This is a genomic window from Synechococcus sp. CCAP 1479/9, assembly GCF_019038535.1.
Lineage (GTDB): Bacteria > Cyanobacteriota > Cyanobacteriia > PCC-6307 > Cyanobiaceae > Cyanobium.
In genome coordinates this window covers 133,985-153,154 of record NZ_JAFKRK010000045.1, presented here as the reverse complement: position 1 = coordinate 153,154, position 19,170 = coordinate 133,985, and the positions used below count along the sequence as shown (strand labels likewise).

Annotated in this window: 13 protein-coding genes and 2 pseudogenes; 8 read left to right on the top strand and 7 right to left on the bottom strand. The window is 60.8% G+C overall.

Translation table 11 applies throughout. The annotated features are described in order from the left end of the window. Positions 1 to 35: 35 nt before the first annotated feature. Entirely contained in the window at positions 36 to 1,280 is a 1,245-nt protein-coding gene (locus tag KUG38_RS16415; protein ID WP_216923453.1) for a glycoside hydrolase family 10-like protein, read from the bottom strand. A gap of 130 nt (positions 1,281 to 1,410) precedes the next feature. On the opposite strand from KUG38_RS16415, the gene KUG38_RS16410 reads away from it, so the two are divergent. Then, positions 1,411 to 2,430 (top strand): glutathione S-transferase family protein, encoded by a 1,020-nt coding sequence (locus KUG38_RS16410; RefSeq protein WP_216923451.1) that lies wholly within the window; start codon positions 1,411 to 1,413, stop codon positions 2,428 to 2,430. Here KUG38_RS16410 and KUG38_RS16405 read toward each other — a convergent pair. Beyond that, on the bottom strand, positions 2,315 to 3,298 hold the full coding sequence (locus KUG38_RS16405) for an ion channel (protein WP_216923449.1): 984 nt from the start codon (positions 3,296 to 3,298) through the stop codon (positions 2,315 to 2,317). The two genes, KUG38_RS16410 and KUG38_RS16405, sit on opposite strands and share 116 nt — an antisense overlap. 149 nt (positions 3,299 to 3,447) lie before the next feature. Between KUG38_RS16405 and KUG38_RS16400 the strand changes: the two genes are divergently transcribed. The 4 genes from KUG38_RS16400 to KUG38_RS16385 are packed head-to-tail and all read left to right on the top strand — an operon-like array spanning position 3,448 to position 6,327. Next, positions 3,448 to 4,587, top strand: coding sequence for a hypothetical protein (locus KUG38_RS16400; protein WP_216923447.1), 1,140 nt, complete (start codon positions 3,448 to 3,450; stop codon positions 4,585 to 4,587). A 38-nt stretch (positions 4,588 to 4,625) separates the two neighbouring features. Beyond that, positions 4,626 to 5,279: an ABC transporter ATP-binding protein gene (locus tag KUG38_RS16395; RefSeq protein WP_216923446.1), complete on the top strand. Its 654-nt coding sequence runs from the start codon at positions 4,626 to 4,628 to the stop codon at positions 5,277 to 5,279. Next, positions 5,276 to 6,127, top strand: coding sequence for an ABC transporter permease (locus tag KUG38_RS16390; protein ID WP_216923445.1), 852 nt, complete (start codon positions 5,276 to 5,278; stop codon positions 6,125 to 6,127). The genes KUG38_RS16395 and KUG38_RS16390 overlap by 4 nt, the downstream gene beginning before the upstream one ends. A 20-nt stretch (positions 6,128 to 6,147) precedes the next feature. Beyond that, the gene (locus KUG38_RS16385; RefSeq protein WP_216923444.1) at positions 6,148 to 6,327 is read left to right on the top strand and encodes a hypothetical protein; all 180 of its coding nucleotides are present in this window, start codon (positions 6,148 to 6,150) and stop codon (positions 6,325 to 6,327) included. A gap of 4 nt (positions 6,328 to 6,331) precedes the next feature. On the opposite strand, the gene KUG38_RS16380 is transcribed toward KUG38_RS16385, so the two are convergent. Further along, positions 6,332 to 7,681, bottom strand: a complete 1,350-nt coding sequence (locus KUG38_RS16380; RefSeq protein WP_286196147.1) for a cytochrome P450 — start codon at positions 7,679 to 7,681, stop codon at positions 6,332 to 6,334. 282 nt (positions 7,682 to 7,963) lie between these two features. On the opposite strand from KUG38_RS16380, the gene KUG38_RS16375 reads away from it, so the two are divergent. Both KUG38_RS16375 and cynS read left to right on the top strand, forming a co-directional pair. Further along, positions 7,964 to 8,263, top strand: coding sequence for a hypothetical protein (locus KUG38_RS16375; protein WP_216923443.1), 300 nt, complete (start codon positions 7,964 to 7,966; stop codon positions 8,261 to 8,263). A 175-nt stretch (positions 8,264 to 8,438) separates the two neighbouring features. Next, the gene (cynS, locus tag KUG38_RS16370; RefSeq protein WP_216923442.1) at positions 8,439 to 8,885 is read left to right on the top strand and encodes a cyanase; all 447 of its coding nucleotides are present in this window, start codon (positions 8,439 to 8,441) and stop codon (positions 8,883 to 8,885) included. Positions 8,886 to 9,184: 299 nt separating this feature from the next. On the opposite strand, the pseudogene KUG38_RS16365 reads toward cynS, so the two are convergent. Next, positions 9,185 to 10,320 (bottom strand): annotated as a pseudogene (locus KUG38_RS16365) (IS5 family transposase). Between the two features lie 182 nt (positions 10,321 to 10,502). Between KUG38_RS16365 and KUG38_RS16360 the strand changes: the two are divergent. Further along, entirely contained in the window at positions 10,503 to 12,110 is a 1,608-nt protein-coding gene (locus KUG38_RS16360; RefSeq protein WP_216923441.1) for a jacalin-like lectin, read from the top strand. 583 nt (positions 12,111 to 12,693) lie between these two features. On the opposite strand, the pseudogene KUG38_RS17280 reads toward KUG38_RS16360, so the two are convergent. From KUG38_RS17280 to KUG38_RS16350, 3 genes and pseudogenes are all read right to left on the bottom strand, one after another. Further along, positions 12,694 to 12,834, bottom strand: a pseudogene (locus KUG38_RS17280) (DDE-type integrase/transposase/recombinase); the annotation flags it as partial. 731 nt (positions 12,835 to 13,565) lie between these two features. Next, positions 13,566 to 15,545: an N-acetylmuramoyl-L-alanine amidase gene (locus tag KUG38_RS16355; RefSeq protein WP_286196165.1), complete on the bottom strand. Its 1,980-nt coding sequence runs from the start codon at positions 15,543 to 15,545 to the stop codon at positions 13,566 to 13,568. Between the two features lie 202 nt (positions 15,546 to 15,747). Next, entirely contained in the window at positions 15,748 to 17,517 is a 1,770-nt protein-coding gene (locus KUG38_RS16350) for a hypothetical protein (RefSeq protein WP_216923438.1), read from the bottom strand. Between the last annotated feature and the right edge of the window lie 1,653 nt (positions 17,518 to 19,170).

Genomic DNA, 19,170 nt, shown 5'->3' with positions numbered 1-19,170 from the left:
CGTTGGGGAGTGTCAACGTCAGCTCCCGGCGTTCGCTAAAGAGGAGGCGGCAGGGACGGCGGTGAACGTCCGCGAACCCCGGGGTCGCCAGGCACCTGCCAACGGGGGCCCAGCATCTGCGCCAGCCCGGCGATGCGCTCGGCGGGCGGCTCGGGGCCCAGGCTCCACAGGCTCTCGAAGTAGAAGAAGGCCACCCCCAGGCCCCGGGCCCGGTTGGCGGCCACCTTCTGAGCCAACAAGGCCCATGGGGTGGGGCGGTTGCGCTGGCCGCTCATCACGGCGATGGCGGTGGGGATGCGCTGGCGGGCCTCCTGGACCTCGGGCCGGCTGAGGTGGGGGAGATAGCTCTCGAGATCGGGCCGGTAGATCTGCACCAGCAGCTCATCGGCGATGCCGCGCCGCACCCACTGGCGCCAGTCCTGCAGCTGCAGCTTGTAGGCGAAGTCGTAGTAGTTGGGGGAGATCGAGATCAGGGCGCCGGGGCGGGCGGCCCGCACCGCCCGGGCCAGCTGGTCGAGAAAGGCGGTGATGCGGTCGGCCCGCCACTTCACCCAGGCCGGATCCTCGGGGTTGGCCGGTGGATCCTTGCCGGTGTCCTTGCGGTAGAGCGCCCTGGTGAAGGGGTCGTAGCCGAACTCCCGCGGCAGGCTCATGTGGTCGTCGAACTGGATGCCATCGGCGCCCCAGTCGTTCACCACCTCCAGCACCAGGTCGGTGATCAGCTGCTGCACCTCCGGCCGGAAGGGATTGAGCCACACCACCCGGCCGGCGGCACTGGTGGAGGTGAGCCCCCCGTCGCGGGTCTGGGTGAGCCAGCTGCGGTGCCGCTGCGCCAGCGGCGACTCCGGTGGCGCCATGAAGCCGAACTCGAACCAGGGGATCACCTTGACCCCTCGGTTGCGGCCGGCGCTGATCAGCTCGGCCAGGATGTCCTGGCCCTGCAGGCCGCGGAAGGTGAAGTCCTGCAGCTGGCGCGCCTCGCTCACCCGGCTGGGGTAGTAGGCGAAGCCGCCGTTCCAGACCACCGGATAGAGCCGGTTGAAGCCCAGCTCCGCCAGCTGATCCACGGCGGCCTGCATCCGGCCGCGGTCCCGCAGCACGGGCATGTCGTTGGCGGTGAGCCACACCCCCCGCAGTTCCTCCGGCTGGTCCTGAGCGTTCGCCGCTGGCGACAGCAGGGGCAGGCCCGCCAGCACCCCTGAGAGCAACCCAGCCAGCAGGATCCCGCTGAGGAGCAGGGCGATCCGGCGGAGGGGGCCGCGTCGGTTCAAACCGGCCATGGCATCCAGGGATCGGCGCCGCTCATCCCTCCACGATGGGGGCGATTCTCCGCCGTAGCACCCAGGGTCCGCCGGGTGAACAGGTGGCGCAGGAGGCCCGTTAGGGTCCGCGGGCGTCATGGCGACCGTGATGGGCCTGCTGGTGGACGGGGTCTGGAGGGACCAGTGGTATGACACCGGCAGCAGCGCCGGCCGCTTCGAGCGCTCGCGGGCGGCCTTCCGCAACTGGATCACCCCGGATGGATCGGCCGGTCCGAGTGGCGAGGCCGGCTTTGCCGCCAAAGCCGGCCGCTACCACCTCTATGTGTCACTGGCCTGCCCCTGGGCCCACCGCACCCTGATCCTGCGCGCCCTCAAGGGGCTGGAGGACCTGATCCCACTCTCCGTCGTGCACTGGCTCATGGGCGAGCGGGGCTGGACCTTCCAGGCGGCGGAGGGGGTGGTGCCGGATCCCAACGAAGGCGCCGAAGCCCTGCACCAGCTGTACACCGTGGCCGATCCCCACTACTCCGGCCGGGTCACCGTGCCGGTGCTCTGGGACCGGCAACGGCGCACGATCGTGAGCAATGAATCCTCCGAGATCCTGCGGATGTTCAACAGCGCCTTCGATCACCTGGGTGCCCGGGAGGGGGACGTCTATCCCATGGGGCTGCGCGAGGAGATCGACCGGCTGAACGAACGGATCTACGCAACGGTGAACAACGGGGTGTACCGCTGCGGTTTCGCCACCACCCAGGAGGCGTACGAGGAGGCGCTGGGTCCCCTGTTCGCCACGCTCGACTGGCTGGAGGGGCACCTGGCCGGCCGGCGCTATCTGCTGGGATCGGCGATCACCGAAGCGGACTGGCGCCTGTTCACCACCCTGCTGCGCTTTGATCCGGTTTATGTGGGGCACTTCAAGTGCAACCTGAAACGGCTGGTGGACTACCCCCACCTGTTCGCCTACACCCGCGATCTCTACCAGGTGCCGGGGGTGGCGAACACCGTGAACATGGTGCACATCAAGCGCCACTATTACCAGAGCCACACCATGATCAACCCCACGGGTGTTGTGCCGGTGGGTCCGGCGATCGACTATCTCCTTCCCCATGGCCGGGAGCTGGTGGGAGCGGCGGCGGATCCTGGGGATCGGTCACATCGAAGCAACTGAAATCGAGGAACACGCTGTCGGGGCCGTCGATCTGCACCATGTCGCGGAACTGCTCCCCCAGCCGCAGATCGGCCGCCCCGTAGCTGCAGCGAAAGTGAACTGGTGCCAGCAGGATCTCGTCGAGTCCCTGGAAGGCCACGAGAATTTCAGCCTGGCGCCGCTCCAGCTCCTCCCGGCTGAGACCGAAGAGGGGGCTGTCGTGATCGACGCGGTGCATCACGGTCCACATCAGCTGGAAGCTGATCGACTGATCCCGCACCAGCGGCAGGGACACGAGGCGGCGCATCCGACGGCCGCCGCTCTCCTCGTTCATGGCCAGGGAGGCCCGGATCCGCCCATCCACCAGGCTGTTCTGGCGCACGTTGGCCACCCGGAAGGTGAGGGTGGGGTGCCCCTGCCAGGGTTCGATCGTGGCCACGCGGCTGAAGCGCAGGCGGGCCCGGCTGCGGGAGAAGCGGGCAAAGGCCAGGCCGGTGGTGACGGCGATGAACAGCAGCCCGAAGAAGGCCTCCACCGTGACCACCAGATTCACCCAGAGGCTGCTGGGATGGAGCACGCCGTAACCGATCGAGCCCAGGGTCTGGACGCTGAAGAAGAAGGCATCCAGCACGGAGAGGCGCTGGCCATCGGGGGCCCCGCCGATGCCATCGAGATCCAGCGCATAGAGCAGCGTGAAGGCAAGATTGAGCAGCAGATAGCTGGCGGCGATGCTGAGCAGAAAGCCCGGCCAGGGAATGGCCAGCATGAAGCGATAGGGCTCCCGCCAATGGCGATGCCAGCCCCGCCGTTCCTCCGCATGGAGCATCCCGCCCCGGTGGCTCAGCCGCACCGTCCGGATCGGCTGGCGACGCTCGACCGATGGGCCCATCCCAATCCAGTGGTGGCAGAAACCATCGTGACATCGATAGGTGCCCAGGGAATGCCACCTTGCACACCAATAAGAAATGTGGGACCCCTCCGGCGCGCTCTGACGTGCCACTGAGACTGGGCCCCAGATGATGGCTTCAGACAACGCGAATGGCAGATTCCGAACGGGGCCGAACATTCAACAATATCGTCTCAGGCATCGCCGCCATCGCCGGCACCATCGGCTTGATTGTCGCCACGATCACCTCCAACGAAGTCAACAAGCTGTCGCAGCAATCACGCACGGCGGGACTGGTTGGTGATCTCACCGATAAACTCACATCAAAGCAACTTGGCAGAGACATCTCCCTGCTGGCCATCGAGCACATGCTCAACACGGAGCCGGGGAAAGATAAGGCACCGAGGGACAAGTTACTGCTCGCCCGCATCTCAATCCTGCTGATCGAGGGGTCATCCGGGGAAGAGTCGATCAATGCCCAGAACAACAATTCCCGCCATGCCTCCGCCACCCAGACCCAGTTCAACCATGGTGTCGACCAGGCCGCGAGGGTGTTGAATCGTCTGGTTCAGAGTTCCGGCGAAGCCTGCAATGACTACTACCAGCAACAGGTTTTCAATCTCAATCTGAAGCTTGGTGGCCAGGATCTGACGCCGGCTGCTGACATCCAAGCCGATTGCGGGGAAGCCGGGGCGCTGGCGATCGACGCGCTGCGCAAGCAGGTGGAAGGCAAGGACAGCAATGGCGAACAGTCGGTCAGCGTCTCCCAGCTGGCCCAGGACCCGATCGTCGATCCCCGGCTGGTGGCGGGCTCCCTGGCCCAGGCCAGGGTGGTCAACCAGCTCAATGCCGTCAGGCTCGAAACGGCTCGGGCCAAAAGTGCCTACACCGAACCAAGTCTGGCCGTCGTCACCGTCCATCTGGACAATCCTTCCATCGCCGAGCAACTGAAACCCATCCTGGTCCAGCTCTCCGCCAAGCGCTGGTACATCGTCTCTGGTGTGCGCTTCGTGGAACCGTCATCGAGCAGCTGCGGTCCATTCAATTCCGTTCGTTTCTTCCACAAGGCCGACAACGAACTGGCCGAGAAGCTGATCGCCCAGATCAGCGCCCTCAAACCAACGTCGTCGTCGGTCCGCGCCCTTCTTGCCGGAACCGGCAATACAAAGCCCGGCATTTCTCCCATCGACCTGAGCACATGGAGGTACGCACGCTCCGTCCCCCAGGGCACCGTGGAACTGTGGCTGGCCTCCAAAGGGACCAGCTGCCAATCGGCGCCGGCCGGTGCGTGACGGGGTCAGAGTGAGGGGTGCCCAGCCATCCCTCACCCTTGGACCGCCCCCAGCTGCTGAGCGCCGCCGGCCTCGAGCGGCGACTGGGGGATCGGCTGCTCTGGAGCCAGCTGGATCTCGCGCTGGCGGGCGGTGATCGCCTGGGGCTGGTGGCGCCCTCGGGGGCTGGGAAAACCTTGCTGCTGCGCACCCTGGCCCTGCTCGACCCCCCCGAGGCGGGAACGTTTCACCTGCTCGGGCGTGCGCCGGCGGCCTGGGGTCTGCCGCGCTGGCGGGCCATGGTGCTGTATCTGGCCCAGCGGCCCGTCGCCGGTGGCGGAACCGTGGCGGCGAATCTTCGCGCGCCCTGGCGGTTCCGGGAGCGGCGCGGGCGGGGTGGCTGGAGCTACGAGCGCATCACCGGCTGGCTGGCGGCCCTGGGGCGCGATGCCTCGTTCCTGGATTACGACGCCGAGCGGCTGTCCGGCGGTGAGCTGCAGTTGCTGGCCCTGCTGCGGGCCCTCCAGTTCGATCCCACCGTGCTGCTGCTGGATGAACCCACCGCCTCCCTCGACGGAGCCACCACCACCGCCGCCGTCGAGGCCCTGCTGACCGACTGGCTCGCCGCCGGTCCGCGCGCCTGTGTGCTGATCAGCCATGACGGCGACCAGATCGAACGCTTCGCCACCCGCACCCTGGAGCTGCAGCGATGACCCCCTCGAGCGCCGGCGCCCTGACGATCAGTGACGGGCGCCTGGCCCTGTCCGGCCTGCTGATCCTGGTGAACGTGGGGCTGTCGGCGGCGCTGCGCCTGGGCCTGGGCCGCAGCCTGCTGGTGGCCTCCGTGCGGATGGTGGTGCAGCTGCTGCTGGTGGGGTTCGTGCTCGAGTGGCTGTTCCACCAGGACCAGGCGCCCCTGATCCTGCTGGTGGGGGCGGCCATGGCGATGATCGCCGGCGTGTCCGCCGTCCAGCGCACCCGGCACCGCTTTGCCGGCATTTACCTCAACAGCCTGCTGTCGGTGATGGCCTCCTCGGCGCTGATCACGGGCCTGGCGGTGTCGGGGCTGATCCGGCCCCAGCCCTGGTACAACCCCCAGTATCTGATTCCCCTGCTGGGGATGGTGCTGGGCAACACGCTCAACGGCATCTCCCTGGGACTCGATCGTTTCATGGACGGCCTGCGCAGCGGTCGCGATCAGGTCGAAACGGATCTGGCCCTGGGGGCGACCCGCTGGGAGGCCTGCCAGGCGGTGGTGCGCGAGGCGATCCGCGTGGCGATGATCCCGACGATCAACTCGATGATGGTGATGGGCCTGGTGAGCCTGCCCGGGATGATGACCGGCCAGATCCTCCAGGGGGCGGCACCGGCGGCGGCGGTTCGCTACCAGATCGTGATCCTGTTCATGATCGCGTCGGCGACGGCGCTGGGGGTGTTCGGCGTCGTGGGCCTGGCCTACGCACGGCTCACCAGCGCCGACCATCAGCTGCGGCTCGATCGCCTGGTGCCGCATCGCGGCGGCCCAGACGGGCGTTTGCGCCTGCGTGGCGGCGTAAGGTGAATTCAACGCTGGATTCCGACTTGAAACAGATCGTCGGGCCACTGCGCAGGGCATCCATCTATGGCGTCATCAGCTATCTGGGTCTTGTTCTGATCAACAACTCAGAGCTGAATCTTCCCAACATGTGGATCGCCTACCTTCCGATGTTCATCGGTGTCTACGTGGTGACGCAATGGCTGGACAAGAGGTTCGGGGACTGACGATCTAGGTATCGGCCGGGTTGCTACGGCGGCATGGGCGCACCCGCAGGCCATCCTTCGGGGTGGGGCTGGGAATGACCAGCAGCGTCAGGTCCTGGTCCGGCTCCAGGGCGAGGCTCAGTTGCTTGAGCAGCCCCACCGCCAGCAGACGGATCTCCAGCTCCGCCAGCGCCTTGCCCAGGCAGACCCGCTCACCGCCGCCGTAGGGCAGCAGGGTCACGGGTTCGGCTCCCCCCAGATGCCGCTGGGGCCGAAACGCCGCCAGATCCTCCGGGTCTGCGCCATGGCGATGGCTGGCGGTGATGCTCACCTGCACCACGCGATCGGCCGGCACCAGCACACCCGCCAAGGCAATGGGCTCAAGGGTGCGGCGAAAGAAGCCACCCACCGGCGGGGTCAGCCGCATCACCTCCTTCACCACCGCATCCAGCCGCGGTGCCCGCAGGGCGTCATAGGCGTTCACCGCGTCCCCCTCGGCGGGGGGCCAGGCCAGGCCGTCGAGCTCCTCCAGCAGCCAGGCCAACTCCGGGGGATGCTGCAGCAGGGTGAGCAGCAGGCAACTGAGCGCGGAGGCGGTGGTTTCGTAGCCGGCGAACAGCAGCAGGAGCAGCTGCTCCGCCACGTCGTCGTCGGCCAGGGGGAGGCCGGCTTCATCCAGGCCGCCGGCCAGCAGATCGAGGCCGCCAGCGGCAAGGGGAGCTCCGGAGGCCGAGGCGGCCTGGGCCTTCTGAAGCACGGCGCCGAGCCGCCGCAACAGACGCTGTCGGGCCTGGCGGGCGCGGGCGAAAGGGCTGCCGGGCAGGGCGAGCGGAAAGGAGAACAGGCCCCGGCAACAGATTTCGAAATCCTCGAACAGGGCGTCGCGGTCGGCGCCGTCGAGCCCGAGCACCGTGGTGGCGATCACGGCAAAGGCGAAGCGCCGCAACCGGGGCACCAGAGCCACGGGCGCTGGCGCAGCTACCAGCTCCTGGTTGAGGCCCTCCACCAACGCCACGATCGCCGGGCTGTAGCGCCTCAGGGCGGCGGCGGCGAACAGCTGGCCCACCACCCGACGGCGCGCCTTGTGGTCGGCGCCGTTGCGGTTGGCCAGCGACAGCAGCCCCAGCAGCTGCCTCACGCTTTCTGGCCACCAGCCCTCGACCGCGTCAGCCTGGGCGAACAGGTCGGCAATGGCCGGCCCACCACGGATGAACACGGTGCGCTGCCCCAGCAGACTGGTTTCGTAGACATCGCCGTAACGCTCGAAACGGGAGCGGGCGAAATCCGGATCGCGAAAGAAGGCGAGGGTTTCGAGCACCCCGCTCACCGCAGCTGTGCTGGGGACGGGCCGAAGGGTGGCGGGGTCGGGGAGCAAGCAGCATCATCCGGGGCTCTCTCCAGGCTGGCAGCCAGGTGATCGCGGTGCGACGCCGCTGGCGGCAAGCGCAGCGGCCAGCCGCCGTGGTGGCGGGTGGAAAGGCGGGCCAGAGGTACCGGGAAACGTGACGGAATGGGCAAGGAGAGTGCCCAGACATGCGTATCAGCGTTGATGCAATAAATGGAAACGATGATGTTCACGATGCATGATCGCTGCAGTTCATTCCGCAGCACCAGGGATCGGCTGTACGGTTGAGTAGCCCATCCCATGAGAGTTGCGATGAAAACCTTATTGATGTCTTTCCTTTCGTTGGCCTTGTTGATGGCTTCTCTGTTGATCCCATCTCCAGTGATGGCCCTTTCGAATCCAATCGCTTCACCGCAGACACTGCTTGGAGCCAAAACAGAGAGCGTTCCCGCCTCAACACAGGAGACAGACAGCAAGCTTCAGTCCGCCATTGGTTCTGTGACAGATGAGGGCGGCCAGACAGAGAAGAAAGGAGACACACAGGAGCGGGCCAAGGATGGCGCGAAGATCGATCAGATGACCCAGGGCCTGATGAAGGACAACGGCACCTGATGGATTTGGGCGTTCAAGCCAGGGTCGGCAACGGCTGAGTCGGCGGCGTGGATCTCAGGCACCAGCCGGCCAGCACCCTGGCCGGGGCGATGGGGCGACCAGGTGGGAAAGCACGGCTAACCTCTGTCGGGCCTCCACCCCCTGGTCGCCCCATTCCGCCCATCCGCATCGCGCCATGAGCCCACTGACCCCTCTCAGCCAAACTCTGCTGAGCGCCAAGCGCCATAAGAGCGTGAGCTTCGCCGAGCTGGAAACACTTCTCCAGCGCGATGAGGTCTGGATCGCCAGCTTGCTGTACGGACAGGCCACGGCCTCTCCAGAGGAGGCGAAGAAACTTCTGACGGCCTTGGATCTGGATCCAAACCTGGCCAACGAGCTGACAGTCCCGCCCGTGAAGGGCTGCCTGGATCCGGAGGTTCCGACCGATCCATTGATTTATCGCTTCTATGAAATCATGCAGGTGTACGGCCTGCCACTCAAAGATGTGATCCAGGAAAAGTTCGGTGATGGCATCATGAGCGCCATCGACTTCACCATGGAGGTGGACAAAGTGGAGGATCCAGCCGGCAACCGGGTCAAAGTCACCATGTGCGGAAAGTTCCTGCCCTACAAGAAGTGGTGATCAGAACCTCGTTGTTGCTGCTCTGACGCCGTGGCAGGGGGGCCATTGGAGGCCCCCCGACCGTTGGCCAGGCCTTCCTTACAGGAATTGGACAAATCACGCACCCCCGCCACCGCGATAAAGGGCCTAGGAGGCTGCTGAAATTGCCGCCGAACCGAGCACTGCCGCACTCCTAACGCTTCCGCCGCTGATGGTCTGCGCCATGGGGGGAGTCCGATCGGCCGATCGGGTGATTCCTGTTGGCTTCTGTTCCTCTCGCGGAGCACTGAATCGACCCCGATCGCCCCTTGCCACCCGTTTCATGTCATGGCCTCCCGTGAGCAGAGCAGGTTGGCCAGACGGATCAGGTTGTAGGCCACCACATGCAACCGGAACACCGCTCCCACCCTGGATCGTCCCCGGCCTTGAGTTGCCGCAGCCCGGCGGCCTGCTTGATCCAGCCGAATACCTGCTCGATCCGCTTCCTGGTATGGATCGACTTGCCGTAGCCCTGATGGCGAGCGGTGCGGCCGTCGATGGCGGAGCGACGGCGGGCCTGGATGTTCTGCGCCACGTGGGGCGTGATGCCGGCAAAGCGAATGTCGGCCACGAAATCCCTGGTGTCGTAGCCCTTGTCGGCGGCCAGCGTCTTTTGGTGCGCCCCGCGGAGCGAACGCGCCATGCGCACCGCCGCTGCACGCTCGCCGTAGCCGTCCGCGGGAGTCACCTCACTGGCCACCACCAGACCATGGCGGTTCTCCATGAGGCAGTGGCCCAGATAACTGAGGTAGGCCCCGGTGCTGTTCGACTTGCGGAACAGCCGGGCCTCGCCATCACTGCTGGAGCGGTGGGTCTGATTGGAGAGCCGCAGACCGCGGAAGTCGCCTTTGGCTCGTTTCTTCCCCTTGGCGGGAGACGAGCCAAAGCCATTGCCGCTACTGGGCGTTGGCGGATCGTCGTCGGACCCATCGATCCGCTCCAGCGAGCCATGTGACGCCCAGGCCCGCAGCAGGGTGCCATCGACCGAGAAGTGCTCCGAGCTCAGCAGCGGCTTGACCTCCGGCGAGGCCATCAGCAGCTCCAGAAATCTGGCCATGAGCTCCTCGTTGAGCAGCCGATCGCGGTTCTTGGTGAATGAAGTGGGGTGCCAGACCGGGTCATCGGGATTGAGCCCGACAAACCAGCTGAACAGAAGGTTGTAATCCAGCTGCTCGATCAGCATCCGCTCCGAGCGGATGCCGTAGATCGCCTGCAGCAGCAGGGCCAGCAGCTGCTGCTCCGGCGGGATCGAGGGCCTGCCGCCCTCGGGGTAGAGCCTGCAGAAGGTGGGATTGAGCCGATCCAGGGCCTGATCTGCCAGCCGCCTCACCTGCCGGAGAGGATGGGTCCTGGGGATCCGCTCCTCAGTGGAAGCGTAGGAGAACAGCGGACCGGTTCGCTCCTGCTGGACGCACATCCGCTCAGTGCCGTTGGGCCATTCTCCCGCGGCTGGGCTTGTGTTTTTTTCAGCAGCCACCTAGTGACGGAAGTGGACGGCTTTAGCGAGGTATCGGCCGCAGGTCTCGCAACTCCTCCAAGCCGCACTCCAGTGACGACCTCGGGTACAGGGTTTAGGTTTGGCTGACCAGAAGTTTGACCTTGCTGCCGCCCGCCATGGTTCAGGCCTCCATTGCCTCAAGCTTACCCGAAAGAATGTTGCTGATCGGACGCAATAGCATCCTGGAGCCGAATCTCGACCGGCAACGGGCCCTGGAGGGCGAGGCCGTGGCGATGGCTGCGGCTCCCGTGGGCAGCAGCACCAATGTGCAGCTCTGTCGCTCCACCACTAAACTAAGCCGTACCCTGGAGGGACAGGTCGGGCTGTCGGCCGGCCAGGGGCAGCTGCCCCTGGTCGGGCTGCGGCGCACCTTTCAAGACTCGCTTCACACGACCAGCTTCAGCCTGTCGCTGGTCCTTCAGGCCTGGCGCGTATTGAATGGATTTGAGGTGCAAGAACCGCGGCTGCGCGCCGATCAGGAGCCCCCCCGCGATCCGGGGGAGCTGGATAAGTTTGTGAAGCTGCATGGAGATAGCTGGGTGCGGGGCGTGCTTCGGGGCGCTGAGGTGCAGGGGGTGTTCACCATCTATGCCCAGTCTCAACAGGAGGCGGATGCTCTCGCCCAGAGCGTTCAGGCGATCCTGCCGGTTCAAGGCATTCCGCTCACGCCCGATTTTGGCCAGAAGCTCAGCCAGATCAGCAGCAGCTCCGGCTTGAACGTCAACATCAAGTTCCAGGTGCTGGGGGTGCCCCAGCCTGTGCTTCGTAATCCGGAGCAGTTGCTGGATTTCATCAGCGCTTTTGGCAGCCTGCAGATCGAAAGCCCCGTGCCGCTGGCGATCGATTGTCGCGGCTATGAGGAGATTGAGGAGCTGCGTGAGCTTTTCGAACCCGTAGTCCGCAATCGCCACCTGTTCGTCGGCGATCCGGCCCAGCCATCCAAATCCGGGCTCCTACACCGTCAACAATGCCTGCAGCAGATCGCTAATCAGTGTCGCTGGGTGGAGGGCACCTACAGGCTCTACGGCCAGACACCTGATCCATCCCTGCAAAGCAACGCGGATCAGATACAGGCCGACCTGGCATCTATCGAGGCCCTGACCGCCGCCTTCGCCCGCTCCGCCTCAACCCCCCTGCAGGAACCCGCGCTCACTGGCCAGCGCATCGGCAGCCCGCGCTTGTCACCAAGGCTCATCCTTGGCAACCATCTGGGCGGTGATGGCGGCAAGCCCTTTGCCTTCTCGGATCGCTTCAAGGCAATTTCGCGTCGTCGTCGCCTTGCCGCAGTGGCGCTGAACGCTGGCAAGCTCATCAATCAGATCCGTCTCACCTACGTGCAGGAACCGGATGCGCTCAGCGCCGGCTCCCTGCCGCGGCAGTGGACGGAAGCACATCCTGCAAGCGGCAGCGGCGGCGACGACCGTGGCAGCCTGGAGCTCGACCTCGACAACCATGAGCAGATCATCACCCTGAACTCCAACACCGGCACCGGGGTAGACCAGCTCGAATTCATCAGCAGCGGCGGGCAACGCCTCATTGGCGGCAGGCCGTCCAACGGCGGCAGGGCCAGCAGCTGGTCCGTCGGCCCCCGTGAGGTGTTGCTCGGCTTCCAGGGTCGTGCCGGAACCTGGCTGGATGCCCTGGAACCGGTAATCGCAGATTTCAGCGACTCCCTGCATTGGGAGCCGCTCCAGCAGGAGGAAATCTAATTGACTGGGGACACCATCAAGGAGATAGCGGCAACCTCGAATGCCACCTAGTCTCAGTGAAGATGGTACATAGCAAGGTCGCCTGTTCCCATTGATAGGGCCCAGAATACACTGCACGGTTAGACCTGAGGGAACTCTCTACAAGCCGATCGCTGGCAAAGATGCCGGTAGCATTTGGTTGCACGTGGGCCTGAGGTGGATTGTCTTTATTGGACAGATCTGATCCGTGTCATCGTTATCCCCGGACGGGAAGGACAGATTTTGGTCCCAGTGTAGACCTCATTGGGAGTTTGATCTCCCAGTGCGCTGTGGGGTCTTACATGGCCGTAGCTCCTGAAGAAGCGGGCCTGACTGAACTCCGCTTCCCAGCCATCGCTGTAGCGGATTAGTAGATCTCCTCGTACTTGACTGTGCGCGACAACCTCTCCCTCAGGATGGTTTCGTGGCAGCGCATTCTGGCAGCACAGCTGATCCTGGTCTTCCCGGCCTGTAGGCTGGCCACAAAGTCCGTGGCGGTAAACTAGCATTCCTGGTCAGGATGGGAGATCTCTGGCTTACGGCCACCTGGCAGTGCCATCTCCTACGCATCCACGCAGAACTGCGTGTCAAGGCTGTTGGAGAGCTTCCAGCAAAGTACATGCCTGGAGTAAAGATCAACGACCACCACCAAGTAGAGAAAGCCTCTCTGCAGAGGGATTTAGGTGATGTCTGTCACCGACACCTGGTAGACGGCATTGACCATCTTGAGATCAAGCAGTCAAGGCAGGGGAATCGCTGCGATGGATCGTCGGGGACCATGGTTCGCGTAATCTGGTAGATCGCCAATAAACCCTTGCGGCGCATAAGGCCGAGCAATTCAGGTAGACCCTGCGGGTGGATTGGGCCTACGTGATGCCATACAGAAACTCAGCGACTGGCAATGAGCTGCTGCCTGCATACTTGCGGATCTAAAACAGCCGCAGGTACGACATGGCCCTGGGTGCCCTCACCCCCCAGCAGCGGCTTGGTCAGCTGCAGGCATGAACAACTTGGTTGGAAAGGACAGCCAGGCCTGTAAGCAGGCGAGGCCGAGTGAGGGACAAGGTTCCGCTCACTCGTCGAGCCCGAACCGAAAGAGGGAGGCTAAAGCTCGTAGTCCGTAGCGAGTCGAATTGGGTAGTTTTTCCGTCTAACAGGGGCAGCGTCTCAACGCCCAACGACAGTGCAGAGCCCACTGCAGAGCCGTGGACAATTTGCCGGCGCCTTGGCATAGTGTCCAGTCCAGGCTGTTGCCGCTCGATGACGCTTGCTCTCCGATCCCAGAGTCGGGCAGGAGTTAACAATTAACTTCGTTAAGGAGTGAGGTATTGCTAGGCGTCACACAATTGAAGGGCAACGAAGTACGAAATTGACTAGTACTTGTGAGGCATTAGGTGGGGGTTAACATGGCTAAGCGGGAGTGATCTCTCTTGTTGATCAAGCCTCCTGAAACACTCCGATATAAACGGTTCCCTTCTCGTAAAGTGGAAGCACTTTGTCGCGTAGGTCGATGTTTTTTAGGCGTATGCAGCCGAGTGTCGGAAAGAGATTCTGATTCGGAGACCAGGCGCCTGGCCAACCGCAAGCGGAACCACCACCGTGGAGCATTATTCCTGCCCTGTTATTTGATGCTTCCTGGTTCTCAAGCTCAATCATGTCAAAGCTGTACCAGCCATAACCCATGGCGATGTCAGTACAAGGTGGATTTGAATTCTTCTCGTAATCCCGATACACCTTGCCTAACTTGTACAGACCAGGAGGCGTGTCGGAATTGCGTTGAGTCCACTGATTATCCACTCCCTGTCCACGAGCCAGGCACGGCACCTTCCAAAGAAGCGCGCCAGTATGGTCATAAGCTTCCATATCTTGATCGCGATCATTAACGAGCAAGTAAGAGTCACCTGGCTGCATAGGCGCAGATTTCTTGGGCCCAATCATGCCGGCTTCTTCTGAGCCACGAGGATCAAAACCGTCAGAAAGAACTGGTGGACGAGCTAAGGTAGCTGAATGTTGAAGTGCCTTTCTTGCAGGAACGATTGCTACTGACCCGCTCAGAACAACAGTCTTTACCCAATTCTTGAGTTCCTCCGGGGTTCGCCAGAGAGAGCCTGGACAAGGAGTCCCCCCCGGCTCGGCGGGATTCCATCGATGGCCGTAGATGCGCTCAGGGGAGATTCTGTACTCGGCAATCAGCCACCGAAGAAGAGCTGATGAGGCCTGCTCTTGTTCTGGGGTGAGTCTGTCGCCTGCCTGCGCTACATGTTCAATGCCAATTGAGGACGTGTTAAAGCCGTAGCAATGCCAGGCCTTGTCACTATCCTTGACGAGCTGGAAGATGACACCATCAAGTCCTACGATGTAATGTGCCGAGACTGCTTTGTCCCCGGTAGAGGTCTTAAACCAAGAGATGGCTCCATCCACGCTGCGGCTCGTGGTGTAGTGCAGAACGATCGCATCAATAGGTTTACCATTGCGGGAACTGAAGTTTCGGCAGCCATCGACCCATTGGATGCGCGGCCGCAGCGACGCACTGCTTGAACTGTGACCATCATCGTGGCTGGGGTGATCATCGTGACCATGATCAGGATCAGGATCAGGGACGGTAGCTGTGTGGCCAAACTGGTTCCAATCCAGAGAAGAGCCAAGGTTCGCTCCCTGGACGGTGCTTGCCCCAGGGTGGCTCGATAGGAATTTCAAGAAAACATCTATCTCCTCAGATTTAACAGCACTCACCGGCGTGCCGTTCACCATCCCGAGCAGAACAACCTTCCCATCAGGGCACTGCCAGAATTGAAGCCATCTTGCGTCAGAATTCGAGGTCGTAAGCATCTGCAGATCTTGCTCAGCGATCACTTTGACGGCTGGACTGGCCTTTATTCGTAGTGCCGTGCTGTGTCGGCTAAGAAAGTGGGACACTTCGACTTTCGCAGCACTTTTTAGGGAACTGATGGTGAAATCACCCGCCTTGGCATAAACGATCAGCTCATTGCTAGAAGAAAGGTCAATAAGAATTTGGTCGACTTGGCTCGTTGATCCATCCGCAGAAATGGGCTGGTTCAAAGCTGTCTCCAGTAGTAAACGCGCCTGAGGAAACAGGTTCTTGACTTTGATTATGTAATTCGGGTCTGTGGCGTAGCCACGACTGGCGATATGCCGAATATAGGCTTCAGGGTCATGCCCGAAGGCTTCCCACCCTTGGTAACGATCTCGTTGAATAAAGCGCCGATACCCGTCAATGGCACCTTGGGGATTCGACCATGAGCACCAGCGCACGCCCTGCGGCTCGGTAGGGGTAATGAGGGTAAGAGGGCTAGAGATGTCGGCCATTTCGTCCCGCCATTTCAGGCCGGTAGGGTTGCCCGCTTCCCTAAATAGCCGACTTGTCCCAGCACCGGATTCAAGAATACACTGAGCCATGTAGGCGAGTCTTTGGCCAGGATGGCTGAAGGAATATCGCGCCACTGCTGAGACAAACGCGTCCCAGGAGAACCGCTCACTGCCGCTAGTTGTGGCTGAAAGGGGTGAAAGGATTGTCATGATGTAATGCCGAGGGGAATAGGCTGAACAATTGGTGTTTCTTGTAATCTAAAGCTATAATTGAGGCCGGTATCATTCATGGCTATGGTATGGATTGGGCATGATCGGGGTCAGGATCAGTTGATGAGGAGTTCGTTTGACCTGCCTGCCCTACATCTGTCGTCGTCTCACGGTCATCTTGGCTGGCGTCCTCGTCGTCCCTTTGGCCCCTGAGTTCGCCGCCTTGCTGGAACTCGCCGCTTCGGTTCGGTTCCGAAGCTAGAAGCTCTTTGGGTACAAGCTCAGGCCTCAAGGAGGAAACCCAGCTGAAGAAGTTGTCCGCTACGTATTGTGAGGGTCTTACTTCAATACTCAGCAGAGGTGGGCTGAATCCTTTGAGATTGGTAAACACGAGTCCCGGGACCAGACTGGTTGCCCATGTCATGGCCATTGGAGTTAGAAGATCTTCACCAGCCTTATCAAGCAAACCAAGCCTAAAACGGCAGAAAGACCGGTGAAGGCTGTAATGCCAAAATTCCTTTTGTGTAGAGGCGGCCTGATTGTCTCGGCTCTCTATAGCTTGCCCCAACATGACTTCTGCCTTGACCAAGTTTTCCCTTGCCACCTCGCCTTCCCCAAGGAGTGAAAGTCCAATTGCTAAGTGCTCACGAATGAAGCCAATATGAGCAAGGTAGCGATGTGAGTTTAGGTCAATTTGATTAGTTGACTTTTCTGATTCTGTAGCCGCTGTGCGTAAGCTTTCAAAGCAGTGAATCAGTCCTTTGAGTTGCGTGACCCGCGACTGGATTTCAAGAACGTTGAGAGGAATAGAAATACCTAGAAGACGGTTTGACTCTATTGCTTGCTGGCATGTGTCAAACACGTAATTGCGAACCTGAAGAGGAGCTTTAATCACAGCACCTCGGAGTTGATCGACTTCGGCAGGCCCTAGTGGGCTCAACGATTTATCGACGGCGCGACTTAATAGAAACCGGATTTGTGATTCTGTCGAACCAACTTGATTTAAACCACTGAGCTGGTTGCTGTTTGCGTCAACCTGTTGACTTATTTCTTGCATCTGTTTACTGATCTTCCTGGCGGCCTCATCAAATAGGCTGATACCAGCGAAGCCACCAATCAGCGATAGCGCTAGGATCTTCATGAGTGTGGATGCGGCAGTCCCAGTGTCTGACATACTCATCCAAAGGACCTTGATAAGCCCTCCGTCAGATACTTGAGGAATTAAGTTAAAGACAATAACTCCTCCTCCCGCCCCCACCAGCATATCGCCATATACACCAAGGTTCCATTTTTTATACTCTGTCTTTTTGTCTTCTCCCTGAAGAGTTACGGAATGCCAACTGATCGCGCCACGATTACTGCTGATGCTGTAGATCAGCCCACCGAAGGCACCACCGAACAACACAAACCCTCCTAGAATCACTATGAAAATCACCATTTTTATGTGATGGGAGGACATATTCCACCATCTTTGACCCTCAGGCCTCGCAACGGGTGTTGGCTGGCTCTCTTTTTGTGGCTTGCTTAAACTCGTAGTGTTTGCCGGAGTACTTCCTGGATTGGCCGGGATAATTGCCTGTTGAGAAGGCTTCAAGTTCGGCGGTGCCTGTACCTGAGCCAATTGGAGAATTGAGCTATCGGGAGGTTGCTCCAGCGAGCTAGCACCCACGCGAGCTAGTGCCCCAGGGTTCGAGATTAAAATGCAGGCGAGAATGGTGATGAATAAAACCCCGGCATAGCGAATGCGTCCGATCCAACGGATAAACCTTACACGCATTGTATGGGGATACTGGCTAGGGCTGGAGTCAGTCGATGTCATACCTAGAAGGCGATGAAATTGATTAATACTCAAGTTCAACCTCCAGAGAAATAGATTGCGAGGAAATCTCTGAATCTTCTAGGTATTTTCAGCCTAAGATCGTCAGCCAGCTGGCAGCCTGCAATGAATCTTATTGGACTTGGCTTTGTTGGCGGGCACGCAAGTTTCATACGTGATGGCTATTAAGTATGGCCTGATGGTTTTCCTGAACATCTTCTTTCATAGATCGCATAGTCTTCGTACACATTCAGCGGCGGGACGCTGAGTGACCGCACTAAGATTTCCGTGGCTATCCAGCCAGGCGAATGATGCGTTCTGCTGCTGCCTCTTTTGTGTCTTAGCGCTGCTCCGTCGCATGGCAGCCGTGAAGGGATTTCACCACCGAGCTAATGGACGATACAGGCTTGCCTCAGGAAACACCACACATCCCGCCTCTGTTTTCTGAGGCTGGCGCACACGGTGAGGCGGTGGCGGGTGCGGCAGAGACCACCTACTTTGGATTTTCCCCCGTAAGTGATTTTGAGTTGGATCACCACCAGTTGCAGCTCCCCCTCAGCACCGTAGTTTGTGGGCTCAAAACCTCAGTTCTCTAAGAAGGTCTAAAAGGAATGGATGCGCTGGAGCAGTTGGCCGTAGGTGCGCACCGTGGATGCCCATTGCTTTCGCTCCCCACGCTCACAACACATGTCCACCGCCCGTAGCAAGATTGCCTAAAATTGGTGGTAGTTCAGACGTCAGTCGTGATGCCTCGGGTTTCGGTTGATCTGGCCATCTTTCCAGTGGGATCTGTGCTCAAACAACTGCCCGTGCAGACACAGCAGCTCCTCCGTCATGAACTGGCTAGGCTGGGTTGTTCTGTTGGAGGGCCTGGGGGAATGCTGGCGGCATTGATGGGTGCCAACGGGCATTTCCCGGATGGGGCATTTGTGCTTAGGGGGAGTGCGTGTGGCGGACGGTGATGAGGGGGCTGGAAGGGACTGAGCCGACCTCGGTGGATAACCATCAGTGATGGCCGCCACGAGCTCGCTGCAACGCTGTTTCAGTGGCGTGGAATTAATTCCGCTGAGGAGAAGCTCACTGGCGCGCCCTCAAGGCTGCCTGAGATCCCTTGATCGGTTGCTCTGCGAGGTTGGCGGCATTCTCCTAGAGCACTTTGCGAGGAATGATCGCCTCAATGAGGACCTTCGGCCTTCAGCTCGGAGCAGTCAGCGCGGCGTTTGCTCATGGGTGGGAGCACCATCTCAGGGGCGGTGCCTCGCCTCACTGGTTAAAGATGGACCCTCTGCTGAAAAACCAGACCACCTCATAGTGCGATAGATCGATGGGTCATCATTGCTAGGAGAAAGTAGGTCGTCGATTGATGTCTTGAACTGATCGGTATTAATTTACTCATCTGGAGTGTGAGATGGCTGATTTCACTTCAATTGGGGCAGCAGTTACGTCGCTAGTTGCCTTGGCAGGAGTTTACTCTTCTTGCCAAAACCAGAAGATACAAAGAGGCGAGTAAAACTGGAAGAAGAGAAGCCTAAAGTGCAGTACTATCAAGAATCAGAGAAGCTTCAAGCTCAGTACTTTGTAAACAATGGAATGTCTGGCGGTAAACTATCGTTTGACAGAGCTGCATTAAGGTTGCTCGAGTGCACTCCTTGGAAGCGATGAACCTTTAAGGCTTTGATGTATCACTTG